General features: G+C 66.1%; 14 protein-coding genes. 6 read left to right on the forward strand and 8 right to left on the reverse strand.

The annotated features are described in order from the left end of the window. Window positions 1-17: 17 nt before the first annotated feature. Complete coding sequence (paaI, locus tag Q2T94_RS13780) at window positions 18-458, reverse strand: hydroxyphenylacetyl-CoA thioesterase PaaI (protein WP_264271378.1); 441 nt, start codon at window positions 456-458, stop codon at window positions 18-20. A gap of 247 nt (window positions 459-705) precedes the next feature. On the opposite strand from paaI, the gene Q2T94_RS13785 reads away from it, so the two are divergent. Beyond that, window positions 706-1,065 (forward strand): hypothetical protein, encoded by a 360-nt coding sequence (locus Q2T94_RS13785; protein ID WP_264271379.1) that lies wholly within the window; start codon window positions 706-708, stop codon window positions 1,063-1,065. 71 nt (window positions 1,066-1,136) lie between these two features. On the opposite strand, the gene Q2T94_RS13790 is transcribed toward Q2T94_RS13785, so the two are convergent. The 3 genes from Q2T94_RS13790 to Q2T94_RS13800 all read right to left on the reverse strand — a co-directional run bounded on the left by Q2T94_RS13790 (window position 1,137) and on the right by Q2T94_RS13800 (window position 6,144). Further along, window positions 1,137-2,096, reverse strand: coding sequence for a GNAT family N-acetyltransferase (locus Q2T94_RS13790; protein WP_367281565.1), 960 nt, complete (start codon window positions 2,094-2,096; stop codon window positions 1,137-1,139). 106 nt (window positions 2,097-2,202) lie between these two features. Continuing rightward, window positions 2,203-4,365 (reverse strand): S9 family peptidase, encoded by a 2,163-nt coding sequence (locus Q2T94_RS13795; RefSeq protein ID WP_302265048.1) that lies wholly within the window; start codon window positions 4,363-4,365, stop codon window positions 2,203-2,205. Window positions 4,366-4,512: 147 nt separating this feature from the next. Then, window positions 4,513-6,144 (reverse strand): alkaline phosphatase D family protein, encoded by a 1,632-nt coding sequence (locus Q2T94_RS13800; protein ID WP_302265050.1) that lies wholly within the window; start codon window positions 6,142-6,144, stop codon window positions 4,513-4,515. 144 nt (window positions 6,145-6,288) lie between these two features. On the opposite strand from Q2T94_RS13800, the gene Q2T94_RS13805 reads away from it, so the two are divergent. The 3 genes from Q2T94_RS13805 (at window position 6,289) to Q2T94_RS13815 (ending at window position 10,120) form a co-directional block, all read left to right on the forward strand. Further along, entirely contained in the window at window positions 6,289-7,719 is a 1,431-nt protein-coding gene (locus tag Q2T94_RS13805; RefSeq protein WP_302265052.1) for a serine hydrolase domain-containing protein, read from the forward strand. 245 nt (window positions 7,720-7,964) lie between these two features. Further along, a complete protein-coding gene (locus Q2T94_RS13810) occupies window positions 7,965-9,365 on the forward strand; it encodes an amino acid ABC transporter substrate-binding protein/permease (RefSeq protein WP_264271412.1) in 1,401 nt (466 codons plus the stop codon). Further along, entirely contained in the window at window positions 9,362-10,120 is a 759-nt protein-coding gene (locus Q2T94_RS13815; RefSeq protein WP_264271384.1) for an amino acid ABC transporter ATP-binding protein, read from the forward strand. The genes Q2T94_RS13810 and Q2T94_RS13815 overlap by 4 nt, the downstream gene beginning before the upstream one ends. A 111-nt stretch (window positions 10,121-10,231) precedes the next feature. Here Q2T94_RS13815 and Q2T94_RS13820 read toward each other — a convergent pair whose 3' ends face one another. Next, window positions 10,232-11,017 (reverse strand): polysaccharide deacetylase family protein, encoded by a 786-nt coding sequence (locus tag Q2T94_RS13820; protein ID WP_302265055.1) that lies wholly within the window; start codon window positions 11,015-11,017, stop codon window positions 10,232-10,234. Window positions 11,018-11,273: 256 nt separating this feature from the next. On the opposite strand from Q2T94_RS13820, the gene Q2T94_RS13825 reads away from it, so the two are divergent. Continuing rightward, entirely contained in the window at window positions 11,274-11,702 is a 429-nt protein-coding gene (locus Q2T94_RS13825; protein WP_264271386.1) for a DoxX family protein, read from the forward strand. Between the two features lie 84 nt (window positions 11,703-11,786). On the opposite strand, the gene Q2T94_RS13830 is transcribed toward Q2T94_RS13825, so the two are convergent. The 3 genes from Q2T94_RS13830 to Q2T94_RS13840 form a co-directional block, all read right to left on the reverse strand. Next, window positions 11,787-12,701, reverse strand: a complete 915-nt coding sequence (locus Q2T94_RS13830; protein ID WP_264271387.1) for a MetQ/NlpA family ABC transporter substrate-binding protein — start codon at window positions 12,699-12,701, stop codon at window positions 11,787-11,789. 87 nt (window positions 12,702-12,788) lie between these two features. Next, window positions 12,789-13,508: a methionine ABC transporter permease gene (locus Q2T94_RS13835; RefSeq protein WP_264271388.1), complete on the reverse strand. Its 720-nt coding sequence runs from the start codon at window positions 13,506-13,508 to the stop codon at window positions 12,789-12,791. After that, window positions 13,499-14,533, reverse strand: a complete 1,035-nt coding sequence (locus Q2T94_RS13840) for a methionine ABC transporter ATP-binding protein (RefSeq protein WP_302265059.1) — start codon at window positions 14,531-14,533, stop codon at window positions 13,499-13,501. The genes Q2T94_RS13835 and Q2T94_RS13840 overlap by 10 nt, the downstream gene beginning before the upstream one ends. 474 nt (window positions 14,534-15,007) lie before the next feature. Between Q2T94_RS13840 and paaA the strand changes: the two genes are divergently transcribed. Further along, on the forward strand, window positions 15,008-15,997 hold the full coding sequence (gene paaA, locus Q2T94_RS13845; protein WP_264271390.1) for a 1,2-phenylacetyl-CoA epoxidase subunit PaaA: 990 nt from the start codon (window positions 15,008-15,010) through the stop codon (window positions 15,995-15,997). Window position 15,998 lies beyond the last annotated feature (1 nt).

The following is a 15,998-nucleotide window of genomic DNA, read 5'->3' on the forward strand; positions in this document are numbered from 1 at the left end:
GGGGGGTGTTTGGGGGCTCAGGGGCGCTTGGGGATGGTCCGGGAACGGCCGCGGAATTCGGCCAGCACCTCGTCCTCTGCGCCGGGGACGGACTGGAGGATCTGGATGTCGTAGATGCCGCTGCGCCCGGACTGCTGGCGGCGATTGGCCACGGCAGTCAGGGTCCGGCCGGGGATGCCGGGTTTGAGGAAGTTGATGTCGACGCCGGCGGCCACGGTGATGGTGTCCGCGGAGCCGGTGTGCGGGTTGCAGGACATGGCGAATGCGGTGTCGGCGAGGGCGAAGATCATTCCGCCGTGGGCGATGCCGAATCCGTTGAGCATTTCCTGGCGCAACTCCATGGAGATGGTGGCGTGCCCGTCGGCAACCTTCAGCACCTCGATGCCCAACCATTTGGCCGCATAGTCGTTTCTCAGGATGGGATGCATCAGCGGTGCATCGACGCCAGTGTCGCTCATGAAGGACCTCTCAGTTATTTACCGAACGATCATTAGGTAATCCTGAAATGTGAGATAAGTCAAGACGGGAGGGCCGGATTCCCGAGTTTCCGCGGGACATGTCGTCGCCATATTTCGGCAAATCGGCCGCAGGCGTCCAACCGCCTTCCCTCAGTGCCACGGGACGAAAGCCCCTTCACGCAGCCAGGGGGCCGGGGCGAGACTGGGAGATGGAATGAATCCATCGTGCCGAAGGAGTTGAGCGTAGATGCGTAGGTGGAGGCGCTGGGAAGACTGGGTCGTGGTTGTCGTGGGCCTGGTCATGGCATTGACACCCTTGTGGTCCGAGGGCATCGGGAATTCGGTGCCGCTGTTGATCACCACCGGGGCGCTGTTGTTTGCCGTCGGCATGGTCAATCTGGGCGGGCCAAACCTGTACGGGATCGAGGTGGGGCAGCTACTGGCGGCCATGGTGGCCATCATCCTGCCCGGGCTGGGGTCCTTTGCCGGGGCCAATGTCCCGGCACTCACGGCCTGGATCGGTGGCGGAATAGCCGTGGTTGCAACGTTGCTGGCGATGAAGCCGAGCATCGAAACCTCGCACAAGCTGCAGCACCAGCAAGGGTAGCGTCGCCGGGTCCGTGAAGCGGCGCCGCACCTGCATGCAACCGAGTCCGCGGTCCGGTCCCCGGGCCGCGACTACCTGTCCGGTCTTGGCGTGGGCCGGTCGGGTCCGCTTGCGGCCGGGATCTGGTGGATCCGGGCGTAGAGGGCGCGGATGAACGGTTCCTTGACCTTGTTGTAGTCCATGACCAGCCCGGTGCCGCCGCCGCGTTCATTGATTGCCGCTGCCGTGGCCCGCTTGATGAGGGCATAGGCGGCGCGGTCGGCCTCGTGAGTGCGCAGCCAGTCGCGGAAGGCAACCATCCGGGCGGTCTCCGGGCAGCCCGGAGCCAGGACGTGGACATTGGCGGCCGGAAGGCCCGCACCGGGGCCGGACACCAGGAGCCGGTGGCGGTACCAGCCGGGCTCGCGCAGGCGGAAAATGAATCCCGCCGCCTCAAGCAGCGGCACATAGTCCGATTCCCGGTCCGGATCCTGAACCGTCAGCACCACGTCGATGATCGGCTTGGCGGGAAGTCCCGGCACCGAAGTGGATCCCAAGTGCTCGATGGCCAGCGCACGGTCCCCGAGGGCGCGCCGGATCACCCCGGCGAGTGCCGCGAAGTCCTGCGGCCAGGTCGGTGACGGCGGGAGAACCACAACCGGGACAGGGGAGGGCTTCCCCCTGATCCACTCGACGTTTCCGTCATCGGGTTCCGGCTCCCGCACCAGCGTCGGGTGGGGCAGAACGCAAAGGTGCCGGCGGCGACCGGGCAAGCGGGGGTCGGGCGGGGTGTCGGTGCAGTGAAAGCCGATGGCCCGGTAAAAGCCGATGGCGTCCTCGTCGGTGCGTGCCACGACCATGGCGGCCGAAATCTCCCGGACCCGGTGCACCAGTGCGGTTGCCACCCCGCTGCGCCGCTGCTGCGGGGCGACGGCGAGGTATTCGATTTCCACTGCGTGCCGATCCAGGCGCCGGTACGCGGCCAGCGCCGTTGGGACTCCGTGTTCGTCGACGGCGACCAGCAGTTCCCGGTCCTTGATCTCGTCGATCAGGGCGTCAGGTCCGCGCCGGTGGCGTCGGAAGCCGCGGTGAGCAGCGCCCGGAACGCGGGGTTCGCGGCGAACCCCGCGCTGCGGGCGCTGGTTATCTCCGGTGTGTTCATGCCCCCGCGGGGTTCAGTCCCAGGGTGTCGAGGGCGAAGGCATAGTCCCAGGCGCGGGTCTTCCAGCCCTCGTAGCGTCCCGAGGCCCCACCGTGTCCGCCGTCCATTTCAATCTTCATCACGATGGGCGCGCTGCCGGTGGTCTGCTCGCGCAGCTTCGCCACCCACTTGGCCGGTTCGACGTAGAGCACGCGGGTGTCGTTCAGCGAGGTGACCGCGGCGATCTTCGGGTAGGGCAGGGCCGCGACGTTCTCGTACGGGCTGTAGGACTTCATGTACTCGTACACGTCGGCATCCTCGATGGGGTTGCCCCACTCCTCCCATTCCAGTGCCGAGAGCGGCAGGTCCGGGTCCAGGATGGAGGTCAGCGCATCGACGAACGGGACCTGGGCGATGATGCCGGCGTAGAGCTGCGGGGCCAGGTTGGCCACGGCACCCATAAGCAGGCCGCCGGCCGAGCCACCCATCGCGACGATGCGCTTCGGGTCCGCCCAGCCGGTGTCCAGCAGGTGCTTGGTGGCGTCCACGAAGTCGGTGAAGGTGTTCTTTTTGGCCAGCTTCTTGCCCTCCAGGTACCAGGACCGGCCCAGCTCGCCGCCGCCGCGCACGTGGGCGATGACGAACACGACCCCGCGGTCCAGCAGCGAGAGCCTGGGGATGCCGAAGCCGGGGTCCATGGACATCTCATAGCTGCCGTAGCCGTAGACCAGCACCGGGTTGGGGGTTTCGTTGGTGATATCGGCCCGGCGCAGGATGGTCAGCGGGATCTTGGTGCCGTCCGCCGCTGTGGCCCATTCGCGGGTGGCGCGGTACTTGGCCGGGTCGTAGTCGTTGACCTGGGTTTGCTTGCGCAGCAACAGGGTGCCGTCGGCCAGGGTGTAATCGTAGACGCGCGCCGGGGTGAAGTCCGAGGTGTAGGACAGCCGGATCATGGGTGCTTCGAGCTCGGCATTGGCCAGCGAGCAGGTGTAGAGCTCCTCGTCGAAGGCAGGTTCCACGGCCGGTTGCTGGGCGGCGGTGCCCAGGCCCTCCAGTGGCAGGACCACGACGCGTTCGGTGGTGTCCTTGCGCACCGAAACGACCAGGTGGGTGGCAGTGGCGGCGGTGCCCTCGACCTTGACGGTGTCGCGGTGCTCGAGCACGGTCTCCCAGCGCTGCTGGGCGAAGGGCAGGGCCAGCTGGTCGGCGCGCAGCAGCGAGACCATGTTGTTCAGGGCGTCGCGGTCGTGGGTGATGACGTAGGCCCGCTGCCCGTCGAGCGTCAGTGGATCGGCCGAGTGCAGGATGCGGTGTTCCCGGGAGACGAGCATGACCGGGACCGCATGGGGATCGAGCAAGTCAAGGGTCAGGGTCTCGGAGTATTCGGAGTTGCCGATGGAGATCAGCAGCTCGGTGCGGTCGGCCGCGAGGTCGAAGCCCAGCCACATGCCCGGGTCATCCTCCTGGAACACCACGGTGTCGGTGGCCGGGTCGGTGCCCAGGGTGTGTGCCTTGATCTGGTGGGGGCGCCACGAGTCGTCGACCACGGTGTAGAAGACGCGGGTTCCGTCGGGGGAGAACGCCAGGCCGTAGAACACGTTTTCGATGGAGTCCGGAAGCAGCTCGCCGGTGCCCAGGTCCTTGATGCGCAGGGTGAAGCGCTCGTCGCCGGCGTTGTCCTGGGCGTAGGCCAGCAGGTTCCCGTCCTCGGTGACGGCCATCCCGCCCAGCGAGAAGAAGGGCTTGCCCTCGGCCTCCTTGTTGCCGTCCAGCAGTACCTGCTCGCCCTCGATCGGGACGCCGGCCTCGATGGCCGGCGGGGTCCAGTCGGCGGCCAGCTCCCCGGTGTCGGTGGCTGCAACGCGGCAGTGGATGGCGTACTGGGAGCCCTCGGCGGTGCGGGTGAAGTACCACCAGCCGCGCTTGCGGGCAGGGACCGAGAGGTCGGTTTCCACGGTGCGTGCCTTGATCTCGTTGAAGATCGCCTCGCGCAGCTGTGCCTGGTCGGCGGTGACTGCCTCCGCGTAGGCGTTCTCCGCCTCGAGGTGGGCGCGGACCTGGGGGCTGTCCTTGTCCCGCAGCCATTCGTAGTCGTCGGTGAAGGCATCCCCGTGGTGGGTGCGGACGGTGGGGACCTTGGGGGTCTGCGGTGCGGCGGGTGCGTGCTCGGCGTGGCTCATGCCTCCATTCAATCCGAACAAGCCCCGAACTGCCGCCCGGCTTCGCCCAACGCGGACAAAACCACCCCGCCGCTGCCAATGCCAGGGGGATCGGGCCGGGGCTGGATGGCCCCGGTCCGATCCCCCTTGGGTGGGTAGGGCGACGGATCAGCTCCGCGGCTTCAGGGTCCTGGTGTACTGCACCTCGCCGTTGGCGTTGATGAGCTTGACCGTGAAGGCCGAGCCGTCGCCGGCAACGTCCACGTGGCCGAAGTACTGGTGCTCGCCCGAGCGCGGGGAAGCCATGGTCGGGCCTGCCTGCTGGAAGTCGACCCGCGGGCCGAAGGTCCCATCCAGCGCATTGGGGCCAAAGGAGCCGGCGTTGATGGGACCGGCCACGAATTCCCAGAACTCGTTGAAGTCGGAGAATGCGGCGCGTTCGGGGGAATAGTGGTGCGCCGCGCAATAGTGCACGTCCCCGGTCAGGAACACCACGTTCTTGATGTCGTGTTCCTTGATCGCCGAGAGCAGGCGGGCCAGTTCAAGCTCGCGGCCCAGCGGAGCGCCGTGCTCGGCGTTGGAGATCGACTCCTGGGCCTTGCCGTCGGGCACGATGAGCCCCAGCGGCAGGTCGTTGCCGATGACCTTCCACGTCGCCTCGGAGGCACGCAGCGAACGGATGAGCCAGGCCAGCTGTTCCGCGCCCAGCAGCGACGTCGGTTCGGTTTCCAGGCCGGCGGTGTTCGGTCCCTTGTGCGAGCGCATGTCCAGGGCGAACACATCCAGGTGCGGGCCGCGCGGGACGTGGCGGTAGATGCGCGCCGGTTCGAACCCGGTGCCCGGGCGCATTGCGCGCGCATCGGCGATCGGCATGTACTCCTGCCACGCCTGGCGGCCGCGCGCCGCCAGGGTGTCGACGTCGCGCACCGTGTAGCGCGGATCGTCGATCCTCTCGCCCGGGTACCAGTTGTTCACGGTCTCGTGGTCGTCCCATTGGGCGATCACCGGCACGTGCGCGTACATGGTGCGCAGGTTGGCGTCCATCATGTTGTAGCGGTGGCGGCCGCGGTACTCGTTGAGCGTCTCGGCGACCTTGGAGACCTCCTCCGTCATGACGTTGCGCCAGATGTTCCCGTCCGGCTCCGTCATCTCGGCGGACATGGGCCCGTCGGCGTAGATGGTGTCGCCCGAGTGCAGGAAGAAGTCGGGCTTCGTCGCGGCCATGGCGGCATAGCCGCGCATCCCGCCGATCTCCTCGTTGATGCCGTAGCCCTGGCCCGCGGTGTCGGCTGTCCACACGAAGCTCTGCGCCGCGCTTTCGCGGTTCCTGCCCCTGCCGGGGGCCGGGGCGGTGGTGAAGGAACCGTTGCCGCGTTCACTGCGGCGGCCCGCTTCGTCCTCAAAGTACAGCTCCAGGTCAAAGCGCGTGCCCGCGGGCAGACCCCGGGCATGGATCTTGGCCGTGAAATCGGTGCCCGCATGCGCCTGCGAACCAATGAACTCCACCTTCCGGGCGAAGCGCCCCTTCAACGGATTGCCCTGCTCGTCCGCGGCTCGCAGGACGGCGTGCAGGCGCCCCGGCCCGGAGGCCCGGGACCACAGGACGGCGGAGTTGGTGGAGACGTCCCCGGTGGAGATGCCCGAGGGCAGCACCAGCCGGCGGGTTGCCAGGGGCACGGCCGAGGGCCGCGGAGCGGCCAGGGCGGAAGGGGCGGCCAGGGTTGTCGCCGCGAGGGCGGAGAGCGCGGCTGCGCCCTTCAGCAGCGAGCGGCGATCGGGACGGGGCGGGGAGATATCCATGGGACCCAGCCAATCCCACGCCGGGAACGGGAACATTGCGCCGCGGTTAACGGCTGCCCAATCGTTGGCCGCGGGCGGCGGCTGCGCCATGGCAGGGGGAGTCAATACACCGGCCACTTGGCATGGGGTGGCAGGATGGGCTTCATGGGCACAGGGCATGCGGCGCGGGAGACACCATCGACCAGGGAGACCTGGGAATCCGTGCTGGAATACGCACCGGACTTCCTGGAGTTCGACCGCGCGCTGTCCCGGCAGCCCGGGTACCAGGGTGCAGTGGCCGTCCACGGGGAACTGGTGGGTTCCTTCAGCGGCGGCTACGCACGGCTTTCTCCGCCGGAACCCATGACCGACGGGCACCTGTTCAGGGTGGCCTCCCATTCCAAGACCTTCACCGCCACCGCGGTGATGATCCTGCAGCAGGACGGGAAGCTCTCGCTGGAAGACCGGCTGGGAACCTGGATCGCCGACCTGGCCGGGAGCGAAGTGGCAGAGGTGACGGTGGGTGAATTGCTTTCCCACTCCGCCGGCATCGTCCGCGACGGGGACAATGCAGACTTCTGGACCCTCGACCGCCCCTTTCCCGGCACATCGGAGGTGCTGGAGATCGCCCGGCGGGGCAAGGTGCTCGAACGCAACGAACACTTCAAGTACAGCAACGTCGGCTACGGGCTGCTGGGACTGGTCATCGAGGCGGCAACGGGACAGTGCTACGCCGATGTCGTGGGCGAGCGCATCCTTGCGCCCCTGGGGCTTTTGGACACCGGCGTCGATCTCGACGCACGGGAACCCGGGCTCGCCGCCGGCTACGGGCCGCTGGCGCTCGCCGGAAGCAGCCACGAGCTGGCGGACCGAACCGAAATCGAGCACACCGCCACCCATGCACTTGCGCCGGCCACCGGCTTCTATTCCACGGCCAGGGACCTGGCCGCCTACCTCGGCTCCCATCTCCTGGACGCCAGCCCGAGCGTGCTGGACAACGACTCCAAGCGCCGCATGCAGCGCAAGGCCGAAGACTCCGGGGCGCCGGGGCGCGGCTACGGCCTGGGCTTCATCGTGCAGCAGGTCGCAGAACGGCAGTCCTTCGGCCACAGCGGCGGTTACCCGGGGCACATCACCCGTTCCTGGGCGGTGCCCAAGACCGGGGTGGTGCTCAGCATGCTCACCAACGCCGTCGACGGTCCGGCCGCTGCCTGGGGCGAAGCGCTCTTTGCCCTCGCGGCGCTCGCAGAGGCTCCGGTGCCGGATTCCTGGGCGGGGGTCGAAACTGCGGAGCTTCGGCGCTTTACCGGACGGTTCGCTTCGCTCTGGGACGTTATCGACATCGCCGAACTTGGCGGCAAGCTCTATTGGCTCACCCCCGGCCAGACACCCAAGCCGGCGACGGCACGGCCGCTGGAATACGTGGACTCGAACACCCTGAAGTCCGCCGACACCAACGGCTTCGCCGGGTACGGCGAAAAGATGTCCTTCGAAATCGATGAGCGCGGGGCGGCGTCCGTGCGCGGGCCCGGAGGCATGCTCTTCACGCGGTGGGAGGACTTCCGGATTCCGCGAGTGCTGCGGGCAGCGATATGATGTGTGGTTTTGTGCATTGCCGCGATGTAACCCACATCGCGCGATGCCCGACCCACGTGGCCACCGCGCCGCGTGGGTGGTATCGCCGGTGGTCACCAGCACCTAGGCTATGACCCGTGTTAGCGCCCTCTTACACCGAGGGCGGAGACTGCAAACATAAGGAGAGTGAACGACCCTTGAAGACGTCCAGTAAGACTCGAGGTCCACGGACCTGGTTCAGGGCGGTGATTGCCGGGCTCGTGGGCATGTTCCTGCTGCTGGGGGGCGCCGGCGCCGCCCTGGCAACGCCCGCCGACTCCGGAGTCGAAGGCAAGACCTTCGTCATCGGCACCGACACCACCTTCGCCCCGTTCGAGTTCCGGGCAGACGGCGAACTGACCGGCATCGACATGGACCTGATCCGCGCCATTGCCGAAAAGGAAGGCTTCGAGGTCGAAATCCGTTCCCTCGGGTTCAATGCCGCCTTGCAGGCCCTGTCCTCGGACCAGGTCGACGGCGTCATTGCCGGCATGTCGATCACCGATGAACGCAAGAACATCTACGACTTCTCCGAACCGTACTTCGAGTCGGGCATCCAGATGGCGATCGCCAAGAACGATGAATCCATCAAGGGCTACGAGGATCTTGAGGGCAAGACCGTGGTCGCCAAGACCGGGTCCGAGGGCGAAACCTACGCCAAGTCGATTGCCGACCAGTACGGCTTCACCGTCAAGTCGCTGGACCAGTCGGCCACCATGTACGAATCGGTGAAGTCGGGTTCCGCCGTGGCCGTCTTCGACGATTACCCGGTGCTCGCTTACGGAGTGGCGCAGAACAACGGGCTGACCACGGTGACCGACAAGGTTCCTGGCGGCTCCTACGGCTTCGCGGTGGACAAGGGCAAGAACGCCGCCCTGCTGGCCGCCTTCAACGACGGCCTGGCCGAGCTGCAGGCCAGCGGCGAGTACGACCAGATCCTGGACAAGTACCTCGCCGATCCCACCGCAGCTGTTCCCACCACGTTCTGGGAGCTGCTCACCGAGTCGTTCCCCGCGTTGATGCAGGGCCTGGGCAACACCATTCTGGTGACTGCCATTTCCTTCGCCGTCGCCATGGTGCTGGGCCTGGTGGCCGGATTCATGAAGATCTCCCACAACATCGTGCTGCGCGGCATCGCCACCACGTTCGTGAACGTCTTCCGCGGCACCCCGCTGCTGCTCTGGGCCTTCATGTTCTACTTCGGCGTACCTCAGCTGACCGGTCAACCGATGAGCATCTGGGTTGCCGGCGTGCTGACCCTGTCGCTGAACTCCGGCGCCTACGTGGCGGAGATCGTTCGCGGCGGCATCCAGTCGGTGGATCCCGGACAGCTGGAGGCCTCCCGTTCGCTGGGCTTGGGCTACGGCAAGTCCATGCAGAAGGTCGTGGTCCCGCAGGCCTTCAAGATGATGACCCCCTCATTGATCAACCAGTTGATCATCATGCTCAAGGACTCCTCGCTGTTGCTGGCCATCGGCTTCACCGAGCTGCTCTACCAGGGCCAGCAGATCTACGCGTCCAACTTCCGGGTCACCGAGACGCTGCTGATCGTGGGCGTCATCTACTTCGTCGCCATCATGGCGCTGACCAAACTGGCCAACTTCGCGGATAGGAAGTTCAACAAATGAGTGAAGCAACCGTCGCCTCGCCGCGCGAGGCGAAGATCGCGGTCAAGGGGCTGCGCAAGTCCTTCGGCCACAACGAGGTGCTCAAGGGCATCGACGTGGACATTGCCGAGGGCGAGGTCGTGTGCGTGATCGGGCCCTCGGGCTCGGGCAAGTCAACGCTGCTGCGCTGCCTGAACAAGCTCGAGGAAATCTCGGGCGGCCATGTCATCGTGGATGGCTTCGATGTTACCGACCCGAAGGTCGACATCAACGAGGTGCGCCGCCATGTGGGCATGGTCTTCCAGCACTTCAACCTCTTCCCGCACATGACGGTGGCCGAGAACATCATGCTGGCGCCGGTGGAACTGAAGAAGGCGACCAAGGCCGAGGCCCGCGAGCAGGCACTGAAGTTGCTTGACCGCGTGGGCTTGCGGGAAAAGGCCGACGCCCGTCCGGCGTCCCTCTCCGGCGGCCAGAAGCAGCGCGTGGCCATTGCCCGTGCGCTGGCCATGAACCCCGGCATCATGCTCTTCGACGAGGCAACCAGCGCCCTGGACCCGGAGATGGTCGGCGAGGTGCTGCAGGTCATCCGCGACCTGGCCAAGGAGGGCATGACCATGGTCCTGGTGACCCACGAAATGGGCTTCGCCAAGGAAATCGGGGATCGGGTGATCTTCATGGACGCCGGCGTCGTCTGCGAGTCGGGGCCGCCAGCCGAGCTCTTTGGCAACCCGCAGCAGGACCGCACCAAGGAGTTCCTCTCGAAGGTTCTCTAAGGGGGGAGTTGCCCTGACTACAGCGAAAGCCCGCTCTGCCTGCGGTCCCCGTCCCGGGGTTCTGCGAGGCAAGGCGGGCTTTCGTGATTTCACCGCGGTTGGCCGGAGGGGTCAATCCTTCGTCGGCGGTTGCTGGCCGGTCTTGTATCCGACCCCCGGATTGGGCTTGCCGACAAGATCACTGACGGTGACGAAATGGTAGCCCTGGGAATCGAGGTCCTCAAGGATCTTCGGCATGGCATCGATGGTGGATTTGTGGATGTCGTGCATCAGGACGATGGATCCGGGCTTGACGCTTTGGGCCGCCTTGATGGTTTTTTTGGCGTCACGCGTCTTCCAGTCCAGGGTGTCGTCGCTCCACAGGGCCACGGGTACGGTCTGCGCCTTTTTCAGGCTCTCCGTGATCGTGCCGTAGGGGGGACGCATCACCGTCGGGGCGGCTCCGGTGGCCTTCTCAATGGCCTCGCGGCCCTCTTGCAATTCGCGTTGGGCGGCGGCCGGGGAGATTTTCGCGAGGTCTTGGTGGGACCATGTGTGGTTTCCGATTTCATGCCCCCTGGCCAATTCGTCACGCACGATTTCCGGATGCTTTGCGACGTCCTTGCCGATGAGGAAGAACGTCGCCTTGGCGTTGTGCTCATCGAGGATGTCTAGCAGCGCCTCGGTGTGGGGTCCGGGCCCGTCGTCAAAGGTCAGCGCCACGCACTTGACCTTGGCGCAGTCGGGGCCTGTGGGGCCGGCCGTGGTGCTTGGCGCGTCCTGCGACTCCGCCTTTGAGTTCGCCGGGTACCCCTGCCAGTGCGTGCTCAGCGGAACGCCGCAGCCTGCCAGGGGGAGGGCGAGTGTAGGGACGGCAATGAAACGAAGCAGCGTGGAGCGGGAAACCATGCTGGCCATCGTCTCAAGCCAACCTGCGAGAATCCTCAACGGCCGCTGGTTTGGGCCGCGATACTGGGGTTTCCCGGGGCATGTCCAGTACCGGGAAGGTGGGGGTTTTTCCTTCTGTGACGCGAGGCATAGCTCACATCGCTTGAAGATTCAACTAATGTTGTGTCATGGTTAAGGGGAACTTGCGGAACGGATGAACCGGCCCGCCACGACCCCAGCCCCCCAGCGGATGGGACATCGTGACGAAACGACCAAAGGATTTTTCATGGACAGCGCAATTAAGAACCCCGCATTGGCAACCGCCGCACAGACCATCCTGCGCGTCGTCATCGGCTTCCTCTTCGCCGCCCACGGCTGGCAGAAGTACTTCCAGTTCACACTCGATGGCACCACCGCGGCATTTGGCCAGATGGGCATTCCCGCGGCCGGGCTGGTGGCCCCCGTGGTGGCAACGCTGGAAATCGTTGGCGGCATCGCCTTGATCCTCGGTGTACTCACCCGAATCTTCGCCGTCCTGCTGACCGCGAACATGCTCGGGGCAATTTTCCTGGTGCACATCTCGGCCGGCGTCTTCGTTGAAGCCGGTGGCTACGAGCTGGTGTTGGCACTGGCCGCAGGCGCCGCAGCCATCGCACTGCTGGGCGCCGGACGCATCTCCGTGGACCGCTTCATCCCGGGCCGCATCGCCGCCTAGTCTCCAGGGCACCAACGAAGCAAACCCCCGTGGGCACCGGTTGAATCCGGCGCCCACGGGGGTTTGCTCATTTTCCCGCGAGTTCTATTCGGCGGCGATGGGCACCAGCAGGTCCTTCACGGCCGGATCGGTGCGAAGGAATTCCTGTACGGCGGGATCTTGGAACGCCTTGACGAGGTTCTTCACGTTTTCGGTGTCTTGGAAGTCGGTGCCGATGGTCAGTTGACCGGCGAATTCGTCGGGGGCCGCCGGGGCGTAGATCTGCTGCTCCAGCGGAACCTTGGCCGCGACGTAGTACTCGGTGTAGCCCACCGCTGCATCCAGGTCCGGCAGGGAGCGGGACTGTGCGGCGAAGTCGAGCAGCTTGAACTTCAGGTCCTTGGGGTTTTCGGCAATGTCCTTCTGGGTTGCCTTCCACTTGTCCACGCCGTCGGCCAGCTTGATCAGCCCTGCACGCTCCAGCAGCCACAGGCCCTGGGCCTCGTTGGCCGGGTCGGAGTACAGGGAGATGGTTGCCCCGTTGGGGATCTCGTCGATCGACTGGTACTTCGCGCTCCAGATTCCGAAGCCCCAGCGGAACACCGGCGTGGCCGCTGCGAGCTTGAAGTCGGGATTGGCCTCGAGCACCTGGGAGAGCCAAAGCTTGTGCTGGTAAATCGTTCCGGCGACCTCGCCGGTGGATACCGCGCGGTTCAGCGTGGTCGAATCGGCCAATCCCTTGAAGGCCACCTTGATGCCGTATTTGGGGGCGATTTCCTCCGCCACGAAGTTCACCAGCGCCTGCTCGGCGTGGTTGCCTTCCGCTGTGACGACCGTGAGCGTGGCTCCGGCAACGGTGTTCGGTGACTTGTCCCCGGCGTTGGAACTGATGATCGCTGCGGCAGCAATGGCTCCGGCGAGGGCGATGGCACCAAGGGTCCAGGGCCACTTCTTTTTCTTTTGGATGGTGAAGCCGTGGGACTCGGGCCCGGTGGCGGTCTTGGGGTCGGTGATGGTCATGTGGAACTGCCTTTCGGGCGCGGGAGTGAACGGATGAGTGTTGCTAGAAGAGACAAAGGGGGAATGCGTGGGTGGGCGCCGTATTGGCTAGGCCCGGCGGCGCAGGTGCGGGGTGGTCGCCCGCACCAGTGCGTCGCCGGTGAGCTGGACGATGGTGACCAGCGCGATCAGCAGGATGACCGTGGCGAGCATGACGGTCTGGTCGAAGCGCTGGTAACCATAGGTGACCGCGACGTAGCCAATCCCGCCGGCGCCGATGGTCCCGGCGATGGCCGAGTATTCGATCATGGCGATGGTGTTGATGGTCAGCCCGCCCAGGATGGCGGGAACGGCCTCGCCCAGCTGCGCGCTGCGGATGATCTGCAGCGGCGAGCCGCCCGAGGCGCGCGCCGCGGCGGTGACAGAGCGCGGGACGTCGCGCAAACAGTTCTCCACGAGCCTGGCGAAGAACGGGATGCCGGCCAATGACATGGGCACCACGGCGGCGGCAATGCCGATGTTGGTGCCGGTGACGAAGCGGGTGAACGGGACGATCGCGGCCATCAGCACCAGGAACGGCAGCGACCTGCCGATGTTCACGATCCAGCTCAGCACCGAGTAGGTGCCCCGGTGCTCGTAGAGCCCGCCGGGTGCCATGTTGTGCAGCGCCACGGCGATCGGGGTGCCCAGGGCGACGACGATGAGCATGACGATGCCGACCATGGCCAGGGTTTCGCCGAGTGCCGGCACCAGCAGCGCCGGAAGCTCGGGCAGGGGAGTGTCGGACAGTGCGCGGATCTGCACCGCGGCAGGAATGCCTAGGCCCATTGGAGCTCCTCCGTGATTCGTGGTGCGGGCTGGACCGCGGGGGCGGCGGCTTCGCGGGGAACCGCGCGCAGGCCGTGGCGGGCAAACGCCGCGGCTGCCAGCGGCTCGGGGGCGCGCAGCCCCACGGTGGCGTTGCCGGTGCTGGTCCCGTCGATGCTTTGGATGGTGGCGGCCAGCAAGGCCACCGGCTCGCCGAGGTCGGCGGAGACGCGTTGCAACCAATCCGCCGGGACGGTGCGTGAATCGTAGGTCACGTGCCATGCTCGCGAACCTGCCCCGGGATGGGCGGGGGACAGACGTGGCTGCAGCGCCCGGCCCAGGGCCGAGTCGTGGTCGGTGAGCAGGTCCACCAGTGACCCTTGTTCGGTGATGCGGCCGTTTTCCAGCCGGGCAGCGGAATCGGCCACGTGCAGCACGGTGTCCATTTCATGGGTGATGAACACGACCGCCAGGTCCAGGTCGTCGCGCAGCTGGCGCAGGAGCGAGACGACCGAGCGCGTGGTTTCCGGGTCCAGCCCCGAGGTCGCCTCGTCGGAGAGCAATACTGAGGGACGCAGGGCCAGCGCACGGGCAATGCCCACGCGCTGGAGCTGGCCGCCGGAAAGTTCGAAGGGGTAGTGGTTGGCGCGGTGGGAGAGGCCGACGCGTTCGAGCAGTTCGGCGACCCGGGCCTTTGTCTCGGCCGGGGTCACGCCCAGGTACTGCAGCGGCAGGGCAATGTTCTCCGCGGCGGTGCGGCGTGAAAGCAGGCTCGCGGACTGGAAGATGGTGCCGATGCGGCGCCGGGCGACCCGTAGCTTGCGTTCCGAAAGCCGGGCCAGGTCTTCGCCGTTGACGATGACCTGTCCGGAGGTGGGGCGTTCCAGGAGATTGATGCACTGGGCCAAAGTGGATTTTCCGGCACCCGAGGGGCCCACGATGGCGAGGATCTCGCCAGTGGCAACGTCGATCTCCAGGTTGTCCAGGACGGTGACGGACGTGTCTCCGTGTCCGTAGACCTTGGTGAGGTTTTTCAGGCTGATCATGCGATGCCTTTCCGTGCTGGATTGGCACCTGCTGGTGCCGCTGTTTTCCTGCCCCGCCAGGGGGAGGGGTTCCGGGGATGGTCAATTCTGCGTCGAGGGGATAGCCCCTGGCCATGGGTCTGTCACGGCGGGGCACGCAACGACTTGTTGCGTCACGCAGGCGGGCCCCGGCGCGTCGTCCATTGCGTTTCATGACGCGTGAAACGGTGCCGGCGACTTGTCGCGTCACAAACGTGACGCCGGCCGCTTCGGTAGCTCCGTGGACCGAAAACTTCTTTTCCGGCCGAGCGGCCTTCCCCTGCTCGATCGGCGGCGGTCCTCGGCGTGCAGGGGGGGTGTCCGCTGAGCCGCGGGCATTGCGGGGAGCTGCGGCGTCGTCTTCCGGTCCTGCGGCGATTGACGAAAAGGCGTTCGTCCGCATATCCTGAACGAACGGTCAGTAAATAATCTTTTTGTCACAGTGAGGTGAGCACTATGGCTGCACAGCAAGAAAGCGGCGGATCGCTATCCGCGGTACTTTCTCCTGAGGAGCAAGCAGGGCAGGATCGCTTCAACGCGATCATTGCCGAGGATTCACGCATCGAACCCCGCGACTGGATGCCCGAGGCATACCGCAAGACCCTGACGCGGCAGATGTCACAGCACGCCCACTCCGAGATCATCGGCATGCAGCCGGAGGCCAACTGGATCACCAGGGCCCCTTCGCTCAAACGCAAGGCCATTCTCATGGCCAAGGTGCAGGACGAAGCCGGACACGGCCTCTACCTGTATTCGGGCACCGAGACCCTCGGCACCCCGCGCGATGTGCTCAACGACCAGTTGATGACGGGCAAGGCCAAGTACTCTTCGATCTTCAACTACCCGGCACGCTCCTGGGCCGACATGGGCGCCATCGGCTGGCTGGTCGACGGCGCCGCCATCGCCAACCAGGTCCCGCTGTGCCGCGCCTCCTACGGCCCCTACGGCCGGGCCATGGTGCGCATCTGCAAGGAGGAATCCTTCCACCAGCGCCAGGGTTTTGAGATCCTGCTCGAGCTGGCCAACGGCACCGAAGCGCAGAAGAAGATGGCGCAGGACGCAATCAACCGGTTCTACGCCCCGTCCCTGATGATGTTCGGTCCGCCGGATTCCGACTCCCCGAACTCGGGCCAGTCCACCGCGTGGAAGATCAAGCGGTTCTCCAACGACGAATTGCGCCAACGCTTCGTCGGCATGATCGTCGAGCAGGTCAAGGTGCTGGGTCTGACCCTGCCGGACCCCGAGCTGCGCTTTGACGAGGAATCCGGGACGTGGAAGCACATGGACCTGGACTGGGTTGAGTTCAAGGCAGTCATCGCCGGCAACGGGCCCTGCAACGCGCAGCGCCTGCAGCGCCGCCGCGATGCACACAATGAAGGCGCCTGGGTGCGCGAAGCTGCCGCGGCATACGCGGCAAAGATGGCTCGAAAGACCGAGGTTGCATAAC

The organism is Paeniglutamicibacter sulfureus, assembly GCF_030512175.1.
Taxonomy (GTDB): domain Bacteria; phylum Actinomycetota; class Actinomycetes; order Actinomycetales; family Micrococcaceae; genus Paeniglutamicibacter; species Paeniglutamicibacter sulfureus.